The 16,144-nt window shown below is 60.0% G+C and carries 17 protein-coding genes and 1 pseudogene; 9 read left to right on the top strand and 9 right to left on the bottom strand.

The window, feature by feature from the left end; all coding sequences use genetic code 11:
* Positions 1 to 3: 3 nt before the first annotated feature.
* From AB7M25_RS23070 to AB7M25_RS23060, 3 genes and pseudogenes are all read right to left on the bottom strand, one after another.
* Positions 4 to 942 carry a LysR substrate-binding domain-containing protein gene (locus AB7M25_RS23070; protein ID WP_454238379.1) on the bottom strand — a complete coding sequence of 313 codons (939 nt, stop codon included), beginning with the start codon at positions 940 to 942 and terminating at the stop codon, positions 4 to 6.
* A 114-nt stretch (positions 943 to 1,056) separates the two neighbouring features.
* The gene (locus tag AB7M25_RS23065; RefSeq protein WP_454238029.1) at positions 1,057 to 1,974 is read right to left on the bottom strand and encodes a DMT family transporter; all 918 of its coding nucleotides are present in this window, start codon (positions 1,972 to 1,974) and stop codon (positions 1,057 to 1,059) included.
* A gap of 13 nt (positions 1,975 to 1,987) precedes the next feature.
* Positions 1,988 to 3,171: pseudogene (locus AB7M25_RS23060) on the bottom strand (cyanate transporter).
* A 486-nt stretch (positions 3,172 to 3,657) separates the two neighbouring features.
* Between AB7M25_RS23060 and AB7M25_RS23055 the strand changes: the two are divergent.
* From AB7M25_RS23055 to AB7M25_RS23030, 6 genes are all read left to right on the top strand, one after another.
* A complete protein-coding gene (locus AB7M25_RS23055; RefSeq protein ID WP_454238028.1) occupies positions 3,658 to 5,040 on the top strand; it encodes a glutamine synthetase family protein in 1,383 nt (460 codons plus the stop codon).
* A gap of 189 nt (positions 5,041 to 5,229) precedes the next feature.
* The gene (locus AB7M25_RS23050; protein ID WP_429386458.1) at positions 5,230 to 6,879 is read left to right on the top strand and encodes a phosphoethanolamine transferase; all 1,650 of its coding nucleotides are present in this window, start codon (positions 5,230 to 5,232) and stop codon (positions 6,877 to 6,879) included.
* A 72-nt stretch (positions 6,880 to 6,951) separates the two neighbouring features.
* Complete coding sequence (locus AB7M25_RS23045) at positions 6,952 to 7,602, top strand: class I SAM-dependent methyltransferase (RefSeq protein ID WP_429386457.1); 651 nt, start codon at positions 6,952 to 6,954, stop codon at positions 7,600 to 7,602.
* 123 nt (positions 7,603 to 7,725) lie between these two features.
* Positions 7,726 to 8,859 (top strand): ribonuclease D, encoded by a 1,134-nt coding sequence (gene rnd, locus AB7M25_RS23040; protein ID WP_104450512.1) that lies wholly within the window; start codon positions 7,726 to 7,728, stop codon positions 8,857 to 8,859.
* Positions 8,856 to 9,149 carry a YcgL domain-containing protein gene (locus AB7M25_RS23035; protein WP_429386454.1) on the top strand — a complete coding sequence of 98 codons (294 nt, stop codon included), beginning with the start codon at positions 8,856 to 8,858 and terminating at the stop codon, positions 9,147 to 9,149. Before rnd ends, AB7M25_RS23035 begins: the two co-directional genes overlap by 4 nt.
* A 119-nt stretch (positions 9,150 to 9,268) precedes the next feature.
* Positions 9,269 to 10,201, top strand: coding sequence for a D-2-hydroxyacid dehydrogenase (locus AB7M25_RS23030; RefSeq protein WP_454238027.1), 933 nt, complete (start codon positions 9,269 to 9,271; stop codon positions 10,199 to 10,201).
* 125 nt (positions 10,202 to 10,326) lie between these two features.
* On the opposite strand, the gene AB7M25_RS23025 is transcribed toward AB7M25_RS23030, so the two are convergent.
* A complete protein-coding gene (locus tag AB7M25_RS23025; protein WP_429517019.1) occupies positions 10,327 to 10,920 on the bottom strand; it encodes a nitroreductase family protein in 594 nt (197 codons plus the stop codon).
* 164 nt (positions 10,921 to 11,084) lie between these two features.
* On the opposite strand from AB7M25_RS23025, the gene AB7M25_RS23020 reads away from it, so the two are divergent.
* Both AB7M25_RS23020 and AB7M25_RS23015 read left to right on the top strand, forming a co-directional pair.
* Positions 11,085 to 11,534 (top strand): YcgN family cysteine cluster protein, encoded by a 450-nt coding sequence (locus tag AB7M25_RS23020; RefSeq protein WP_007984794.1) that lies wholly within the window; start codon positions 11,085 to 11,087, stop codon positions 11,532 to 11,534.
* Positions 11,535 to 11,569: 35 nt separating this feature from the next.
* Positions 11,570 to 12,799 carry a hypothetical protein gene (locus AB7M25_RS23015; RefSeq protein WP_429517020.1) on the top strand — a complete coding sequence of 410 codons (1,230 nt, stop codon included), beginning with the start codon at positions 11,570 to 11,572 and terminating at the stop codon, positions 12,797 to 12,799.
* A gap of 113 nt (positions 12,800 to 12,912) precedes the next feature.
* On the opposite strand, the gene AB7M25_RS23010 is transcribed toward AB7M25_RS23015, so the two are convergent.
* The 4 genes from AB7M25_RS23010 to AB7M25_RS22995 all read right to left on the bottom strand — a co-directional run bounded on the left by AB7M25_RS23010 (position 12,913) and on the right by AB7M25_RS22995 (position 15,142).
* Complete coding sequence (locus tag AB7M25_RS23010) at positions 12,913 to 13,290, bottom strand: YgaP family membrane protein (protein ID WP_007972408.1); 378 nt, start codon at positions 13,288 to 13,290, stop codon at positions 12,913 to 12,915.
* Between the two features lie 80 nt (positions 13,291 to 13,370).
* Positions 13,371 to 13,841, bottom strand: a complete 471-nt coding sequence (locus tag AB7M25_RS23005) for an RNA methyltransferase (RefSeq protein ID WP_429386445.1) — start codon at positions 13,839 to 13,841, stop codon at positions 13,371 to 13,373.
* Between the two features lie 192 nt (positions 13,842 to 14,033).
* Positions 14,034 to 14,405, bottom strand: coding sequence for a YajD family HNH nuclease (locus tag AB7M25_RS23000; RefSeq protein ID WP_007944009.1), 372 nt, complete (start codon positions 14,403 to 14,405; stop codon positions 14,034 to 14,036).
* Between the two features lie 50 nt (positions 14,406 to 14,455).
* Positions 14,456 to 15,142 (bottom strand): spermidine synthase, encoded by a 687-nt coding sequence (locus AB7M25_RS22995; RefSeq protein ID WP_007972413.1) that lies wholly within the window; start codon positions 15,140 to 15,142, stop codon positions 14,456 to 14,458.
* A 95-nt stretch (positions 15,143 to 15,237) separates the two neighbouring features.
* On the opposite strand from AB7M25_RS22995, the gene AB7M25_RS22990 reads away from it, so the two are divergent.
* Positions 15,238 to 15,528 (top strand): hypothetical protein, encoded by a 291-nt coding sequence (locus AB7M25_RS22990; RefSeq protein ID WP_104450506.1) that lies wholly within the window; start codon positions 15,238 to 15,240, stop codon positions 15,526 to 15,528.
* On the opposite strand, the gene AB7M25_RS22985 is transcribed toward AB7M25_RS22990, so the two are convergent.
* Positions 15,525 to 15,998 carry a cyclic nucleotide-binding domain-containing protein gene (locus tag AB7M25_RS22985; protein ID WP_258684732.1) on the bottom strand — a complete coding sequence of 158 codons (474 nt, stop codon included), beginning with the start codon at positions 15,996 to 15,998 and terminating at the stop codon, positions 15,525 to 15,527. The two genes, AB7M25_RS22990 and AB7M25_RS22985, sit on opposite strands and share 4 nt — an antisense overlap.
* Positions 15,999 to 16,144: the final 146 nt, after the last annotated feature.

Below are 16,144 nucleotides of genomic sequence, written 5' to 3'. Positions count from 1 at the left end.
GTATCAGGCCGTTTCCTGCGCGGCGCAGGCCTGGATCACGTGCGCTCGCAGCCAGGTGTTGGCGCTGTCCTGATCGATGCGCTGGCTCCACTGCATGTCGAGGGTGAAACCCGGCAAACCCTCGGGCGCTTCACAGTGATTGAAGGTGTCGGTACTGGCCAGCAGCCGCTGGATGCGCCGGGGCAGGGTCAAGGCATAGTCGGTGCCGGTAATCAGCTTCAGCGCTGCACTGTAACTGTTGGCGCGTGCGACGATCTGGCGCTGTGTGGCCTGCTGCGCGAGCCAGCCGTCGACCATGTTGGTGGCGGATGTCCAGGGTGTCGGGAACACGTGTCGACGTTCGACATAGGTTTGCAGGCTCAAACGTGGTTCCGCCGGGGTGGCGCGTTTGTCGAAGACACAGACCAGATCATCTTCGAGCAGCGTCCGGGATTTGAAATCGACGTGGCTGCGATGAAAGTTCGGACCGAAACACACCACCAGGTCGACGCTGCCTTCGCGTAACGCTTCGGCAGGGATGTCGGCTTCGAGCTTGAGCACATTGACCGTCACCGGAAGATCGGCGAGGGCGAAGGTTTTCAACAGGCGCGGCAGGATCAACTGCTCGAAATATTCCGGTGCGCAGAGGTTGAACGTCACGGCTTGCAGGCCTGGGTCGAACGCGGGTGAACCGGCGTGACACAAGTTGATGCTTTCCAGGATTTTCAGCACGTGAGGGTACATCGCGCTGGCTTTGCCGGTGGGTTGCATGCCGCCGGTACGGGTATTGATGAAGAGTTCGTCCTCGAAGCTGTTGCGCAGTTTTTTCAGGCAGTAACTCACTGTGGACTGGCTGACGCTAAGCGTCTCGGACACGCCGGTGACGCTGTTCTGCTCGTACACGGCGACGAACACCATGAGGTCCTGCATGTCGAGTTTTCTAAGCGAATTACTGTTCAGCATCCATTGCATCTCGCTGCGCCCCTTGCGCTTACCATGTGCAAGGGTGGGTGAATTATCCTAATGGAATGAGCGAACAGGGAAAATGCCTTGCAGGAAGTTTCGCCCTGGAGCCTTTCAACTCTGGACCATCGCCGACACGGCGCGGCGGCTGGAGATCAACAGCGCGAACATGCCGATGCCCACCAGCAGCGCACCGGCCAACTCCAGCGGCAGCGGCATCTGGCGGCCCCAAAGCCAATGAAACAAGGTGATGAACAGCGTGCTCAGGTAGATGTAGGAAATCACCGAGGATGGCGCGATCACACCGATGGCCCGATGCAGCAGCCAGAACGTCGCCAGGGTGGCGAATACCGCCAGGTACATCAGCCAATAGAAATCGTTGAGCGTCAGTAATGATGCCGAGCGCCAACCGCCACTGAATCCACAGAACACCAGTAGAAACAGCGCACCGAACAGCATGTTCCAGAACGTCATGGGCACCGGCCCGCGTCCCTTCAGACTATTGGCTTTCAGGCGTTGGCTGAGCGGAGCATAGAGCGCCATCGCCAGGCAGCCGATGCCGTACACGGTCAGCGCATACGGCGATGGCAACTCGCCGGGGCCGGCGTCTTTCATGATCAGTAACACCGCTCCGGCAGCGGCGAGCAGCATCGGCACAATGCGTTGTTTCAGGCGGCTGTCAGGTATGAGCACGGCTTCGAAAGCCAGGGTCATCAGCGGCACCAGCGTAAACATCGTCCCGGTATTGACGGCGGAGGTGTAGCGCAATGCTTCGAACAGCGATCCGAAGTACAACGCCAGCAGCAGGCCGAGCACCGCGTGACCAAGCAGCCCGCGGGCGGTCATGACGGCATTGCCTTCACGCAGCAACAGCGGCAGAAACACCAAGGCGCAGAACAACAGGCGCAAACCGGTCAGCAGGATCGGGTCGATGGCCTGGCTGACTTGCGCCGCTGCGGAAAACGATGCTGCGATCAACAAGGCCCAAAGCAGCATGCTGGCGTGAGCGGCGGCGAAGCCGGTGGTTTTCATGGCAGGCTCCGGGTCAGTGGATGTGGCGCTGTAGTGCCTTGGGTTGAAGCGCAAAACCATCAACATCATCAGCGCCATGACCGCCGTCAGCGACCACCAGGCCCATTCAAAGCTGCCGAGCCGGTCGCGGATTATCCCCGCCAGCAGAGGCGACAGGCTGGCGATCAGGTAGCCGATGCCTTGCACGAATGCGGTCAGGCCACCGGCGCGCAATGGATTGTCCAGGTGATCCAGCGATACGATCAGGCTCATCGGGAATAGCCCGCCAATGCCCAGCCCCAGCAGGCATGGCCACATCAGGCTCAAGTGCTGCGGACTCAGAATCAGCCCGCAGAAACCGGCGATGATCAGTGCCAGCAAGACCATCAGCACGACGCGGCGGTCGCGGCTGCGATTGGCGATGAAGGGCGTCAGCAGGCCCGACAGCACTTCCATTGCGGTGAGAAACCCGAGCAGCAATCCGGCGTGCTGCTCGTTCCAGCCCTTTTCCACGTAGTACGGTGCCAGCCAGGCCAGAACGCAGGTGTAGGACGCAGTGCCCAGGCCAAAGAAGATCGCGAGTAACCACGCGCGGGAATTGGCGAAGAACGAACCTTTGCGGGGTGCCCTCGAGTCCGGTGTTGGCATCCCCGCGCTTTGGCTGCGCCAGAAGAGCAATGCCAGCACGGCGAGTACGACCCAGATCGCCAGGCCCATACGCCAGCTGCCGGTAGACGCCATCACCAGTGGCGCAAAGGACGCACCCATGGCGGCACCGCCCATGATCGATGTGACGTAGAGACCCATGCACAGGGCAACGTGGTCGCTGAAGCGGGATTTGATCAGCGCAGGCATCAGGGCCTGGATCAGGGCGATGCCGATACCTGCCAGCACGGCGCTGAGGATCAATTCGGCTACCGAATCGAGAAACAGGCGCGACACCGTGGCCATGCCGATGATCAGCAACGAAAGTACGACAGTGCGCTGTTCTCCGAGACGCTCGCTGACACGCAGCCCGAAAAACATCGCCAGTCCCATGGCCATGACCGGCAACAGGGTCAGCAGTGAAGCCAGGCTGAAACTCAGCGGGATGTCCTCGCGAATCGCCGAGAGCAACGGCCCGACGGCGGCCATGGAGGGACGCAGGTTCAGGGCGACGAGAGCAATGCTGAACATCAACCAGAGGGCAGGGCGGGTAGTCGCGCGGGTGTTTTCCATGATCGGACCTTGAACGGTAGGGTTGCGATTAGGCGCGCGAGGTCGCAAGGCCGCAAATCAGAAAGTCTGGTGATGTATTTGGAAATTAAATAAGAGTGCGGTCATACGGATGCCGTTGAATGTTTAGCCATTCGACATCCAAGGTTCTTCAAATCCCGATTTAACGACTGAACCCGTCGTGTGACGCTGCGGGTCATCTGTTTTCTGCGGTTCTCTCTATGGACGGTTGGCCAGTCGCAATCCACCTCAAGGCAACCATCGGCGCTCGCGCGTCGAGCCTTGGTCGTCGATTCACGCCCGCCACCGCGCCAAGCCTCTCTGCACTTCCTTCTGAACTGGCCTTCTGGGCGCTGTGGCATTGCCGACATGCGCGCCCGCCGGATTTCCGCTTTTTCCGCTGATTGTTCCTACATATTCCGGTAGGTACCGGAATTAAAGTGCGGGTGCCTTTGCGCACCCGTCAAACACGGAAAAAAGAGAGTTCCCATGAGTACTGCCACGACCTCGTTCGCCACCCGGCTTGAAGCCCTGACTTTTCTGGAGCAGAACCCGGATATTGAAATGTTCGAGCTGTTCATCCTCGACAACAACGGTGTGCCGCGGGGCAAGCTGCTGCACCGTGACGAGCTGCTGGCGGTGTATGAAAGCGGGCGGCCATTGCCGAGCACCATCCTCGGGCTGACCATCAACGGCGATGACGTGGAAAACTCCGGACTGGTCTGGGATGTCGGCGATATCGACTGCCGGGCCTACCCTATCAGCGGCAGCCTCACGCGTATGCCGTGGCGTCTGATACCGACCGCGGCCGTGCAGGTCAGCATGCACCCGACTGAGGGGATGCCCGCTACCATTGCCGACCCCCGTCACTTACTGGCGAAAGTCATCGAAGGTTTGCAGGCTGACGGCTATTACCCGGTCATGGCGGCGGAACTGGAGTTCTATCTGCTGGATCAGCAACGCGACAGCAATGGCCGGCCGCAACCGGCTCGGGATGTCGATGGCGGGCGTCCGCGCGGCACTCAGGTCTATGGATTGCGCGAGCTTGAACAGATCGAACCCTTCCTCGCCGATCTCTACAGCGCCTGCAAGCTCCAGGGGATTCCGGCGCGCACGGCCATTTCCGAATACGCGCCGGGGCAAGTGGAAATCACCCTCGAACACCGCACCGACGCGTTGCAGGCAATGGACGAAGCGGTGCGCTACAAGCGCCTGGTCAAAGGGGTGGCCCACAAGCACGGCATGACAGCGTGCTTCATGGCCAAGCCATTCGATGATCTGGCCGGCACCGGGATGCATATGCACGTGAGTCTGGCGGACAAGGACGGCAACAATCTCTTTGCCAGCGAAGCCCCGGATGGAACGCCCCTGCTCAAGCAGGCTGTCGCCGGCATGCTCAGTACCTTGCTCGACTCGCTGTTGCTGTTCTGCCCCAACGCCAATTCCTACCGTCGATTCCAGGCCAACAGCTATGCGCCGCTGGCAGCCACTTGGGGTGTGGACAATCGCACCGTGAGTTTGCGCGTACCGGGCGGGCCGGCGTATTCCCGCCACATCGAGCATCGAATTTGTGGCGCGGATGCCAACCCCTATCTGGCGGCGGCGGCGATTCTGGCCGGTATTCATCGCGGTATCCGCGAACAGCTCGACCCGGGTACGCCGGTGGAGGGCAATGGCTACGCCCAGGCCGCGAAACTGTTGCCCACGGACTGGCTGACCACATTGCGTTCGCTGGAAGGTTCCAGTTGGGCCCGGGAAGCCTTCGGCGGCGAGTTCCTCGGTGTCTACCTGGCGGTGAAACGCGCCGAGTATCGCCAATTCATGGGGGAGGTGGGTGAGCAGGACTGGCGCTGGTACCTGCACCAGGCTTGAGCCGAAACTGAACCCGAGCTGAACCATTCTCAAATAGTCTGAAGTTTCTGGCAGGTGTTATAAGCCAACTAATTGTTGGCTTCTTTTTCACAAAAAATTGATGGTTGGCTACCTAAAATTAGAATTGTCTCGGTCAATGAAATTTTCACATTGACCGAAGGCACTTCTTTTCAGGACTCGCCGAACCTCATGTTTAAGATTAAAGCCGTGCGCCCCGAATGGGTGACACTGATTGCCAGTGCATTTTTGTTGGTTGGCTTCAACTTTGTACTCTGGCAACACCTGTTCGAAATCACCACGTCCGATGGCAAAGGCATCGTCATGCGCGTGGCCTTCGGGGCGATGATATTCGCGGCCTTCAACATCGTGCTGACCCTGCTGGCCTTCCGGCCGGTACTCAAGCCGCTCCTGACCCTGCTGTTCATGGTCAGCGCGGGCGTGGCGTATTTCATGAGCCAGTATGGTGTCCTGATCGACACCGGCATGTTGCGTAACTTCGCTGAAACCAATGCTACGGAAGTGCGCGACTTACTGTCGCTCAAGTTGTTTGTTTATATTATGCTGCTCGGTGTATTGCCGTCATGGCTATTGTGGAAGGCACCGATTAATTATCGTCGCTGGCACCGTGAACTGCTCAGTAAAGTCCTGGTGACGTTTGCTTCTGCGGCCGTTATTGGTGGAGTTGCACTGGTTAACTATCAAGGCCTGTCTTCGCTGTTTCGCAATCACCACGAGTTGCGCCTGATGGTGGTACCAAGCAACTACATTGGTGCCTCGGCTGGTTTCTTGCGCGAGAAAGTAGCGACGGCGCGGCAACCCTTTGTCAAGCTCGGTGAAGATGCCCAGCGCAATACGGTCTGGCAAACTCATGGACGCAAATCCCTGACTGTTCTTGTCGTCGGGGAAAGTGCCCGGGCAGAGAACTTCGGCATCCTTGGCTATAGCCGCGACACCACGCCGAAACTGAGTAAGGAAGATGGTCTGATCGCTTTCACCGATGTGCATTCCTGCGGGACTGAAACCGCCGTATCGGTGCCTTGCATGTTCTCCAACATGGGGCGCAAGGACTACAACGCCAGCAAGGCCAAGAACGAAGAAGGCCTGCTGGATGTGCTCAAACATGCGGGTATCGACGTGATCTGGCGTGACAACCAGTCGGGCTGCAAGGGTACGTGCGATCGCGTCACCATCCAGGACGTCAGCAATCTGAAAGACCCGGCGCTGTGCGCCAACAGTGAATGCCGCGACGAAATCCTGCTGCAGGGGCTGCAACATTTCATCGATACCCTGGACAAGGACACCGTACTGGTATTGCACCAGATGGGTAGCCACGGTCCGGAATACTTCAAGCGTTATCCGAAAGAGTTCGAGCGCTTCACCCCGGTTTGCGAGAGTAATGCCCTGAACAATTGCAGTCGCGAAAGTATCGTCAATGGTTACGACAACACCTTGGTCTATACCGACCATGTGCTGTCGACCTTGATCGATCTGCTGCGCAGTAACCAGTCCAAAGTGGACACCGCGATGCTGTATCTGTCGGACCACGGTGAATCCCTGGGCGAGTACAACTTGTTCCTCCACGGCACGCCTTACATGCTGGCACCGGAGCAGCAAAAGCATGTAGCCATGTTTGCCTGGTTCTCCGACAGCTATAAACAGTCGTTTGCGGTCGATACCCGCTGCCTGCAACAGAGTCGTGAAAAGCCCCTGAGCCAGGACAACCTGTTCCATTCGATGCTTGGACTGCTGGAGGTCAACAGCAAGGTCTACAACCAGGACCTGGACATGTTTGCCGGATGTCGTGGCCCGGTGACCGACGGCGTGCTGGCCAAGGATTGAGTGCTCCGGTTTTGCTTCACTCGGTGGCTGCCGACCTGCGGCCTGTTGAACGTTTATCAAGAGCCATTGCACATGTCCGCTCAACCCCCATCCGCCATCGAGCTTGAGATTGCCCGGCGCTACGATCAGGAACACGCGCGCGTCTGCCTTCAGCCGCAAGCGCCGGGCCTGGCCGGGCGGCTGACGCTCTGGCGTGAGGCGCGTCTGGTGCGCAATGCACTCAAGGTCGCTGGCGAACCGGGGCTGATCCTCGACGTGGCCTGCGGGGTGGGACGTTTCTGGTCGGTGCTGGCCGAACATGCCAATCGGGTGATCCTCGCGACGGACCCGTCCCAGGACATCCTCGATCATGCCCGCACACATCACCCGCAAAGCCTGCTGAAGCGGATCAAGACCTTTCAAAGCTCCGCCTTCTCGATTGGTTTGTCGGAGAACGCGGTCGACTGCATTTTTTGCATGCAACTGTTTCAGCACCTTTACAGCCCGGAACATCGTTTGGCGATGCTGAGCGAGTTTTACCGGGTCAGTCGCGATACGGTGATTGTCGCGGTGCGCCTCGACGGACGTTTCAAAGGCGCGCATTCAAGCGTGGAGGGGCCGTTACCGAGCAAGGCCGGGGTCGAAAGCGAGTTCAGGCAGGCGGGATTCCGCTTGCTCAGCCATCAGGATTTTTTTCCCGGTTGTGCGCAGATGCGGGTCTACGTGCTGGGTAAGACCAGCTAGGCTGAGCTTGTCGGACTATTCTTCATGTCACGCAGTCATTTTCGCTAACGCTCTTGTTCAGTGGATGCGCGGAAATCGCCGGGGGCGATATATACTGCGCGCCATTCTTCAAGGGAGAGCCGTGTGGCCATCGATATTCACTGGATTCGCGACAACGATAGCCTCGGTCGGTTTTGTGCCGAGTGGCAGCAACTGCCATTCGTTGCCCTCGATACCGAATTCATGCGGGTCGACACCTTCTACCCGATCGCAGGCCTGCTGCAGGTCGGCGATGGCAAACGTGCCTACCTGATTGATCCGCTGACCATCGACAACTGGCAGCCTCTGGCCGCGTTACTGGAAAACCCGGCCGTGCTCAAGGTTGTCCACGCGTGCAGCGAGGACCTCGAAGTCCTGTTACGCCTGACCGGTAGCCTGCCGGCGCCACTGTTCGATACGCAATTGGCAGCCGCTTACCTGAACCTCGGTTTCTCCATGGGCTATTCGCGCCTGGTGCAGGAAGTGCTCGGCATCGACCTGCCCAAGGGGGAAACCCGTTCCGACTGGCTGCAACGTCCGCTCTCCGACACCCAGATCAGCTATGCCGCCGAAGATGCCGTGCACCTGGCTGAAGTGTTCGTAAAGCTGCGTCCAAAGCTGTCTGACGAGAAATACGCCTGGGTTCTGGAAGACGGTGCCGAACTGGTGGCCAACCTGCGCCGCGAGATCGATCCGTACGAGGTCTATCGCGATGCCAAGCTGGCCTGGAAGCTGTCCCGTGCCCAACTCGCGGTATTGCGTGAGCTCTGTGCCTGGCGCGAAAAGGAAGCCCGTGCCCGCGACCTGCCGCGCAACCGGATCATCCGCGAGCATTCGTTGTGGCCGCTGGCGCGTACGCAACCGGATAATCTCGGCGCCCTGGCGAAAATCGAAGACATGCACCCGCGTACCGTGCGTCAGGATGGTGAGTTTCTGCTTGATCTGATCAAGCGCTCTGGCAGTGTGTCGCCAGATCAATGGCCGCCAGCCGTGCCGGAGCCGCTGCCGGTAGACGCTGCCGTATTGCTCAAGCAGCTCAAAGCCATCGGCCAGGCCGAGGCCGAGCGCCTGAACATTGCGCCGGAACTGATGCTGCGCAAGAAAACCCTGGAAGCGCTGCTCAAGAGCGGCTTCCCCAATGGTCCCTACCAATTGCCTGATTCGCTGCGTGGCTGGCGCCGCGAATTGATGGGCCAGGCGCTGCTCGACAGCCTGGTCACCGCCGGAGAACAGCCTTGAAACGTATTTGTTCCATCTACCGCAGCTCGAAGAGAAACGAAATGTACCTGTATGTGCTCAAGAGCGATGCTCTGGAGCGCGTGCCGGATCCCCTCATGGCAGCCTTCGGCAAGGCCATCCATGCGTTCGACCTGGTGCTGAGTCCCGAGCGCAAGCTGTCGCGCGAAGACATCACTGTCGTGCTGGAAAACCTCGAAAAACAGGGTTATCACCTGCAAATGCCGCCTGCCGAAGACGAGTACATCGAGCACTTGCCGGAAGAATTGTTGCGCCGCAACGATCCGGTGTGAATGGCCGACAGGCTCTGTTCAGAGTGGTTATGAAACACTGATTGATTTTAGCGATGGCAGCATCGACGGAGCACGGCTCTGTCGGCTGCCGTCTGCACCGTTTTTGAAAGGTTTGAAGCATGCGCGTCCTGATTGCTGAACACGACCACCCCGTGTACGCCCAACTGTTGCGCGAGGCGGCACCGGATCTGGAGGTGCTGACCAGCGGTGATTCTGCCGAACTGGCCAGCCAGGCCGCCGATTGTCCGGTGTGGCTCGGCCAGCCTGATCTGCTGGCGACCCTGTTACGCCAGGGCCATCAACCGCAATGGCTGCAATCGACGTGGGCTGGCATTACGCCGCTGCTGGCCGATGGCTTGCCACGGCACTATCGATTGACCCGTGCAGTCGGCATCTTCGGGCAGGTCATGGCCGAGTACGTGCTCACCTATATGCTCGGTCACGAACGTGAAGTGCTGGCGCGACTGGTCAGCCAGGTCGAACGCAAATGGGACAGCCGCCATGGCCAGAGCCTGGCGGGGCGCAAGGTGTTGATCGTCGGCACCGGTGATATCGGCCAGAGTGTCGCGCAGTTCCTCCTGCCGTTTGGTGTCGAGTTGTATGGCGTTGCCAGCAGCGCGCGGGAACAGGCGCCGTTCATCGAAGTCGGTTCACTGGCGGATCTGCCGCGGCTGGTCGGTGAGGTCGATTACGTGGTCAATCTGCTGCCGAACACGCCGGAAACCCACGATATCTACGACGCGGCGCTGTTCAAGCAATTCAAGCCGACCGGGTTGTTCATCAACGCCGGGCGCGGTGTGGCGGTGGTCGATGCGGATCTGGTGGAGGCCTTGAAGGAAGGGCATCTGGCGGGCGCGGTGATCGACGTGTGCCGTCAGGAGCCATTGCCCCAGCGGCATCCATTCTGGACCGCCTGGGGCCTGCTGCTCACGGGCCACAGCTCGGCACCGACTTCGCCGTCGATGATGGTGAAGCTGTTTGTCGAAAACCTGCGGGCGTTTCAGGCGGGAGAGGCGTTGCGTGGGGAAGTGGATTTCGATCGCGGGTATTAAATCCAATGCGATCAAAGTGTGGGAGCGGGCTTGCTCGCGAAGGCGGTGTGTCAGTCGACAATTACAGTGGCTGATACACCGCATTCGCGAGCAAGCCCGCTCCCACATTGGTTTTTCGGTGTGGCTTAGAGACTGAAGTCGCCTTCAGTCGCCAGCTCGCTCAACGGACGACGCGGGCTTGGTACTTCACGGGCCTGCAGGTATTCCGCCAGGCCGGCCTTGTCCCCCAGCTTGCCCACCGCGACGGCGGCGTGCAGGGCGTAGCCTTCAGGAATGTTCAGCTCCTTGCGGGTCAGTTCCTGGTCGAAGCCGGCCATGCCGTGGGTGTGCCAGCCGCTCAGGCTCGCTTGCAGGGCCAGGTGGCCCCAGGCGGAACCGGTGTCGAAGGTGTGCCACAGGGCCGGGGTTTCTTCAGTGGCGCCAGGCGCGACGAAGGTGGTTTTCGAAATCACGATCACCAGGGCCGAGGCATGTTGCGCCCAGCTACGGTTGAATTCGTTCAGCAGTCCCAGGTAGCGCTCCCAGTTCGGCGTGTCGCGACGAGCGTAAAGGAAACGCCAGGGTTGCGAGTTGTAGGCCGAAGGTGCCCAGCGTGCGGCTTCGAAGAAGCTCAGCAGGGTTTCTTCGGCAATGGCTTCGCCAGTGAAGGCGCGGGGCGACCAGCGATCGGTGAACTGAGGGTCAATGGTGTAATCGGCAACGCGTGGGTTGGCACTCATCAAGAGATTCCTTGCTGGTTTTGAAAGTGGGAGCGACGAAAAACCCTACTTGGCAGCGCAGAAACTGACAAGCCCGTTCTACCGACAGTCGCCAATGCTTGGCCCAAGGGGCTTCGGGCACTAGACTGGCGGCCTTTTCACCACCTGATGTCGATGCTCGAACCATGGCCGCCAAAGTAGAACCGTTCTGGATACGCAAGACCCTCGATCAACTCGATCAGGAGGAATGGGAGTCGCTGTGCGACGGCTGTGGATTGTGCTGTCTGCAAAAGCTTGAAGACGAAGACGACAACAGCGTCTATTACACGCGCATCGCCTGCAAACTGCTGGACCTGAAAACCTGCCAGTGCACGGACTATCCTAACCGTCGCGACACTGTGCCGGACTGTATCCAGCTCACGCCGGGCAAGGCCGACGAATTCAAATGGCTGCCGCCGACGTGCGGCTATCGCCTGGTCAGCGAGGGCAAGGACCTGCCGTTGTGGCATCACCTGGTGTGCGGTGATCGCGATGCCGTGCATCACGAGCGGATTTCCCAGTCCGGGCGCATGCTCGCCGAAGGCAGCGTGCCGGAAGACGACTGGGAAGATCACCTGATTTTCCGCGCGGGCTGACTGCCAGAGGCTCAACCTTTCACGAAGGAGTGTGTATGGCTGTGGGATGGCGGCAGGCGTGGGGCGTTGGATTACTGGCCGTGAGTGCGCCCGTATGGGCAGCGAACAAAGTCGATCTGGATTATCACGTGCGCCTGTTGCCGCAGAGCGATCAGGCCGAAGTGCGCCTGACGCTCGCCCAGGGCTCGGCGGTACGCAGCCTGGATTTCGACCTCGGCGACGGCAGCCACTACAGCGATTTCAAGGCCGACGGCCAATGGCAACTGACCCCTGGCAAAGCGGCGCGGGGTGTCTGGCGTCCAGCGGCCGACAAGGCCAGCCTGACGTATCGGGTGAATATCGACCACGGGCGCAAGAACGGCAGCTTTGACACGCGCATGACGCCAAACTGGGCATTGATGCGCGGCGACGATCTGGTGCCGGCTGCCAGGCTCGATCAACAGGATGGCATCGAACTGGTTTCACGCCTTGAATTCGAGCTGCCCGGTGGCTGGAAAAGCGTTGAAACCGCGTGGCCACGGATTGGTCAGAACAAGTTCCGTATCGATAACCCTTCCAGGCTGTTCGACCGGCCCACGGGCTGGATGCTCGCCGGCCAGCTTGGCAGCCGCCGGACCCGTCTGGGCGAGACTGAAGTTACCGTCGCCTCGCCGCTGGGGCAGGGCATGCGGCGTATGGATGTGCTGACGCTGCTGACCTTCGTCTGGCCGCAAGTGCAGGCGCTGTACCCGCGACACCCGGGCAAACTGCTGATCGTCGGGGCCAATGATCCGATGTGGCGTGGCAGCCGGTCGGCGCACGAGTCGATCTACCTCAACAGTCACCTGCCATTGCTCAGCGAAAGCGGCACCAGCGCCCTGGTCCGCGAGTTGGCCCAGGTATTCGGTCGGATCAACGGCACAAAGCGCAGTGACTGGATCGGCGAGGGCTTTGCCGAGTATTACGCCATCGAACTGGTGCGCCGGGCCGGCGGCATGAGCGATGAACGCTACGAGAGCCTGCACGGCAAACTGGTCAGGACCAGCCAGAAAGTCAGCACGCTGCGCAGTGATCGGGTCAACCCGGTGCAGGTGGCCAGGGCGGTGGTGTTGCTGCAGGAGCTGGATCGCGAGATTCGCCTGAAAACCCACAACAAGCGTTCACTGGACGACGTGTTGCGCGGGGCGATGCGCTTGGGGGATATCGATACCGAGGGGTTTGTTCAGCTCAGCGAGAGTGTGATTGGTGGGTCTTCGAAGGTGTTGAATACCGAGTTGATCCAGTAAAACCGCCATCGCTGGCAAGCCAGCTCCTACACCCGATTATGTGTACAACCCAGATCAAATGTGGGAGCTGGCTTGCCAGCGATGAGGCCAGTAGCCCCACCGAAACTTACGGATCAAACCCCGGCTTTCGGCGACTTCAACGAATCATTGCCGGTCACAGTGGCGGTTTTGGTCGCCGCCTCGGCATTGGCTTTCAACTGGCTCAGTTCCTCACCAGCCCGCTGGATCTTCGCCCGCACGTTGTCCATGTCCTGACGGCTTTTTTCCAGCAGGCTTTTCGCCGAGCTGTGGCCGGTAATGCCGCGCGCCAGGGCTACGCCGCCGATGGCCACCTGGATCAGGCCGAAGATCCCGCCACGACGCAGGCCCTTGCCCACCATCACCACACCGCCGGCCAGGGAGCCGATGCGTTCCCAGCCCTGCACGTTCTGCTCGGAAGGGCTCTGGAAGGGGGTGGATTCGATACGCTCGACGCGTTTGAGTTCGCTCATGGTCTGTCTCCAGGCTTCAGTGGTCGATAGTCAAGCTGACCGCCGGGGCGGGCAGCTCGTTCAATCGGATGTGCGGCGATTCAGCGGAATTTTGGCCCGGAGCGGGTATTGAGCCCCTTGGCCATGCGGTCGTAGAGCACGACGTTGACCGTGGCGGCCAGGTTCATGCAACCGGTGGTCGGAATGTAGACCACGTCTTCGCACCAGTCGCGAATCTCCTTATCCAGCGAGCCGTCTTCCGGGCCGAAGATGTAGAGCGCGCGATCCGGGTGGGTGTATTCCGGCAGAGGGCGTGCACCCTCAACCAGTTCCACGGCGACGGGCACACAGTTGAGCGGCAGGATTTTCTTCAAGTCCTCGATGCCGATCAGCGGGATGTCGTAGTGCACGCGCTTGGTATCGGTGACGAAGTCGGCGGCGCGCTCATAGCGCTTGCCGGTGTAGAACACCGATGCCACGCCATAACAGCCAGCGGCGCGCATCACCGAACCGACGTTCTCCGGTGACTTGGGGTTATACAAACCAATGCAGCTGTACCGTTTGTCTGCCACGAGCGGGGTGCCTTTCGGGAAAAAAGCGCGATTATACGGGGATTGGGCGGCAGTGGTCAGTTCGGAGATTGGCGGTGTAGCTGAGGCCGCCTTCGCGAGCAAGCCCGCTCCCACATTTGATCTGCGTCGTACACAAAACCAATGTGGGAGCGGGCTTGCTCGCGAAGGGGACAGATCAGGCGCTGAAAATATTCAGTCTTCCTTCTTCATCAACCCAGCCAACGCCGCAAACGGGTTATGCGTGGCCTTGGCGATTTTCGGCGTGCTCAGCGAGCCTTCACCGAAATACTGCTGGTCGGTATAGCGCGAGTGTTCGTTATCGTGGCAGTACAGGCACAACAGCTCCCAGTTCGAGCCGTCCTGCGGGTTGTTGTCGTGGTTGTGGTCGCGGTGGTGCACGGTCAGTTCGCTCAGGCGCTTGCCGGAGAACTCACGGGCGCAACGGCCACAGACGTGCGGGTACATCTTCAGGGCCTTGTCGCGGTAGCCCATTTCCTTGTCGCGCTGGTTGTCGGCGAGGATGCGATCCAGCTTCGAAGTGTTGGTCGGGGTGGACGAACTCATGGGTTCACCTTTGTAGAAAGACTGATGACGGTTATAGGGTGAAGTTTAGCCTAGCCCTTGAGCTTCTCGGCAATCCAGATGGTGTGGCGGGTGCCCTTGTTGCCGTGGGCGAAGACCTGGACTTCCTCGGCCTTGAAACCGGCTTTCTTCAGTTTGTCGGAAAATTGCCGATCAGCGCTGGCCGACCAGACCGCCAGCACGCCTTTGGGGCGCATGGCCCTGGCGCAGGCGTTCAGGCCGGCGGCGGAGTACAGCCAGCTGTTGGCCTTCTGGGTCAGGCCTTCGGGGCCGTTGTCGACATCGAGCATGATGGCATCGAAGCCCTGGGGTTCGGCTTGCAGGACCTTGGCCACATCTTCCATGCGAATCACCGTGCGCGGGTCGAGCAGCGGGTTGCCGGCCTTTTCGCCCAGTGGCCCACGGTTCCACTCAACCACACCGGGGACCAGTTCGGCGACCACCACTTCGGCGGTCTTGCCCAGGTGCTTGAGCGCCGAGGCGAGGGTGAATCCCATGCCCAGGCCACCGATCAGCACCCGTGAATTCGGTCGACCAGCGACTTTGCGGCAGGGGATCTCGGCCAGGGCATCTTCGGAGCCGTGCATGCGCGTGTTCATCAATTGTCCGCCGTCGCCACCCTGGATCTTGATGACGAAATCCTCGCCATATTCGAACAGGCACAGGGCACCGCCGTTTTCAGGAATGGGGGTGGTGTCCAGCAGAACGAAACGTTTCATGGGGCTCACTTGAAGAAAATTGGCAGAACTCGGGAGGGCAAACAGACGCAGTTGGGAGTAGCCTGTTCATGACGACAAGGCCAACGGAGCCATTGATGAAGCGCACCATTCTAACGGTCATTGCCCTGGCCGCGCTCTCGATAACTGCAGCGCAGGCCCAACAGTTGCAAACGATTCCCGTCAGCCCCGCGCCGATACCCGGTTCGCCTGGCACCGCCACACCCACGCCTTACCCGCAGATCAGCCCGGCGCCGTTGCCGAAAGTCGGTCCCGGCAGTAGCGGGCCGCCGTTGGTGCCGATTGAAATGCCCAGCCCGCCAACCAAGGATCAGCCCGTGCCGGGAATCGAACCGAACCCGCCGAAAGTCAAATCACCGGGTGGCTAGACCTGCTGCGAAAGCAATTGACCGTCGGCCATGCGCAGGCGTTTGGACAGGGAGACGGCGAGGGCACGGATGATCTTGGCGGCGATTTTCGGTGCATCGTTGAGCATCTTTTCCAGCGAGTCCTTTCCCAGGTTGAGCAACTGGCAGTTGCTGGCGGCCACGCAACTGGCCGAGCGCCGTTCGCCGTCGAGCACGGCCATTTCCCCGAACGAGCGGCCGCTGCGCAACGTGGCGATGGTGACTCGTTGCCCGTCAGCGGTAGTTTTCTGCACCGCCACCTGACCGGTATGGATGATACACATGAAGCTGCCGGCATCGCCCTCCTGGAAGATCTCCTCGCCCTGGGCAATGGTGCTGATACTGAAGTAACCCGAGGCTGCGGCGAAGTCCGCCGGCAACAGTTGATTGAACAGGCCGCAATCCATCAGCCAGTCGCGAATTTCGTTGTTCAGAAAGGTTGATTCAGGCATGTCGTCACGGTCTTTATTGTTGTGTCTGTTTTTTCGGGTATTGAATGGCCTTTGTAGGAGCGAGCTTGCTCGCGATTGCGGTTTCACAGTCAACGGTGAGGTTGATTGTGCAGACGTCATCGCGAGCAAGCTCGCTCCCACAGGGA

The sequence above is a fragment of the Pseudomonas sp. AP3_22 TE3818 genome, from assembly GCF_053628995.1.
The sequence above is the reverse complement of the archived record's forward strand: the minus strand, read 5'-3'. Positions and strand labels throughout refer to the sequence as shown.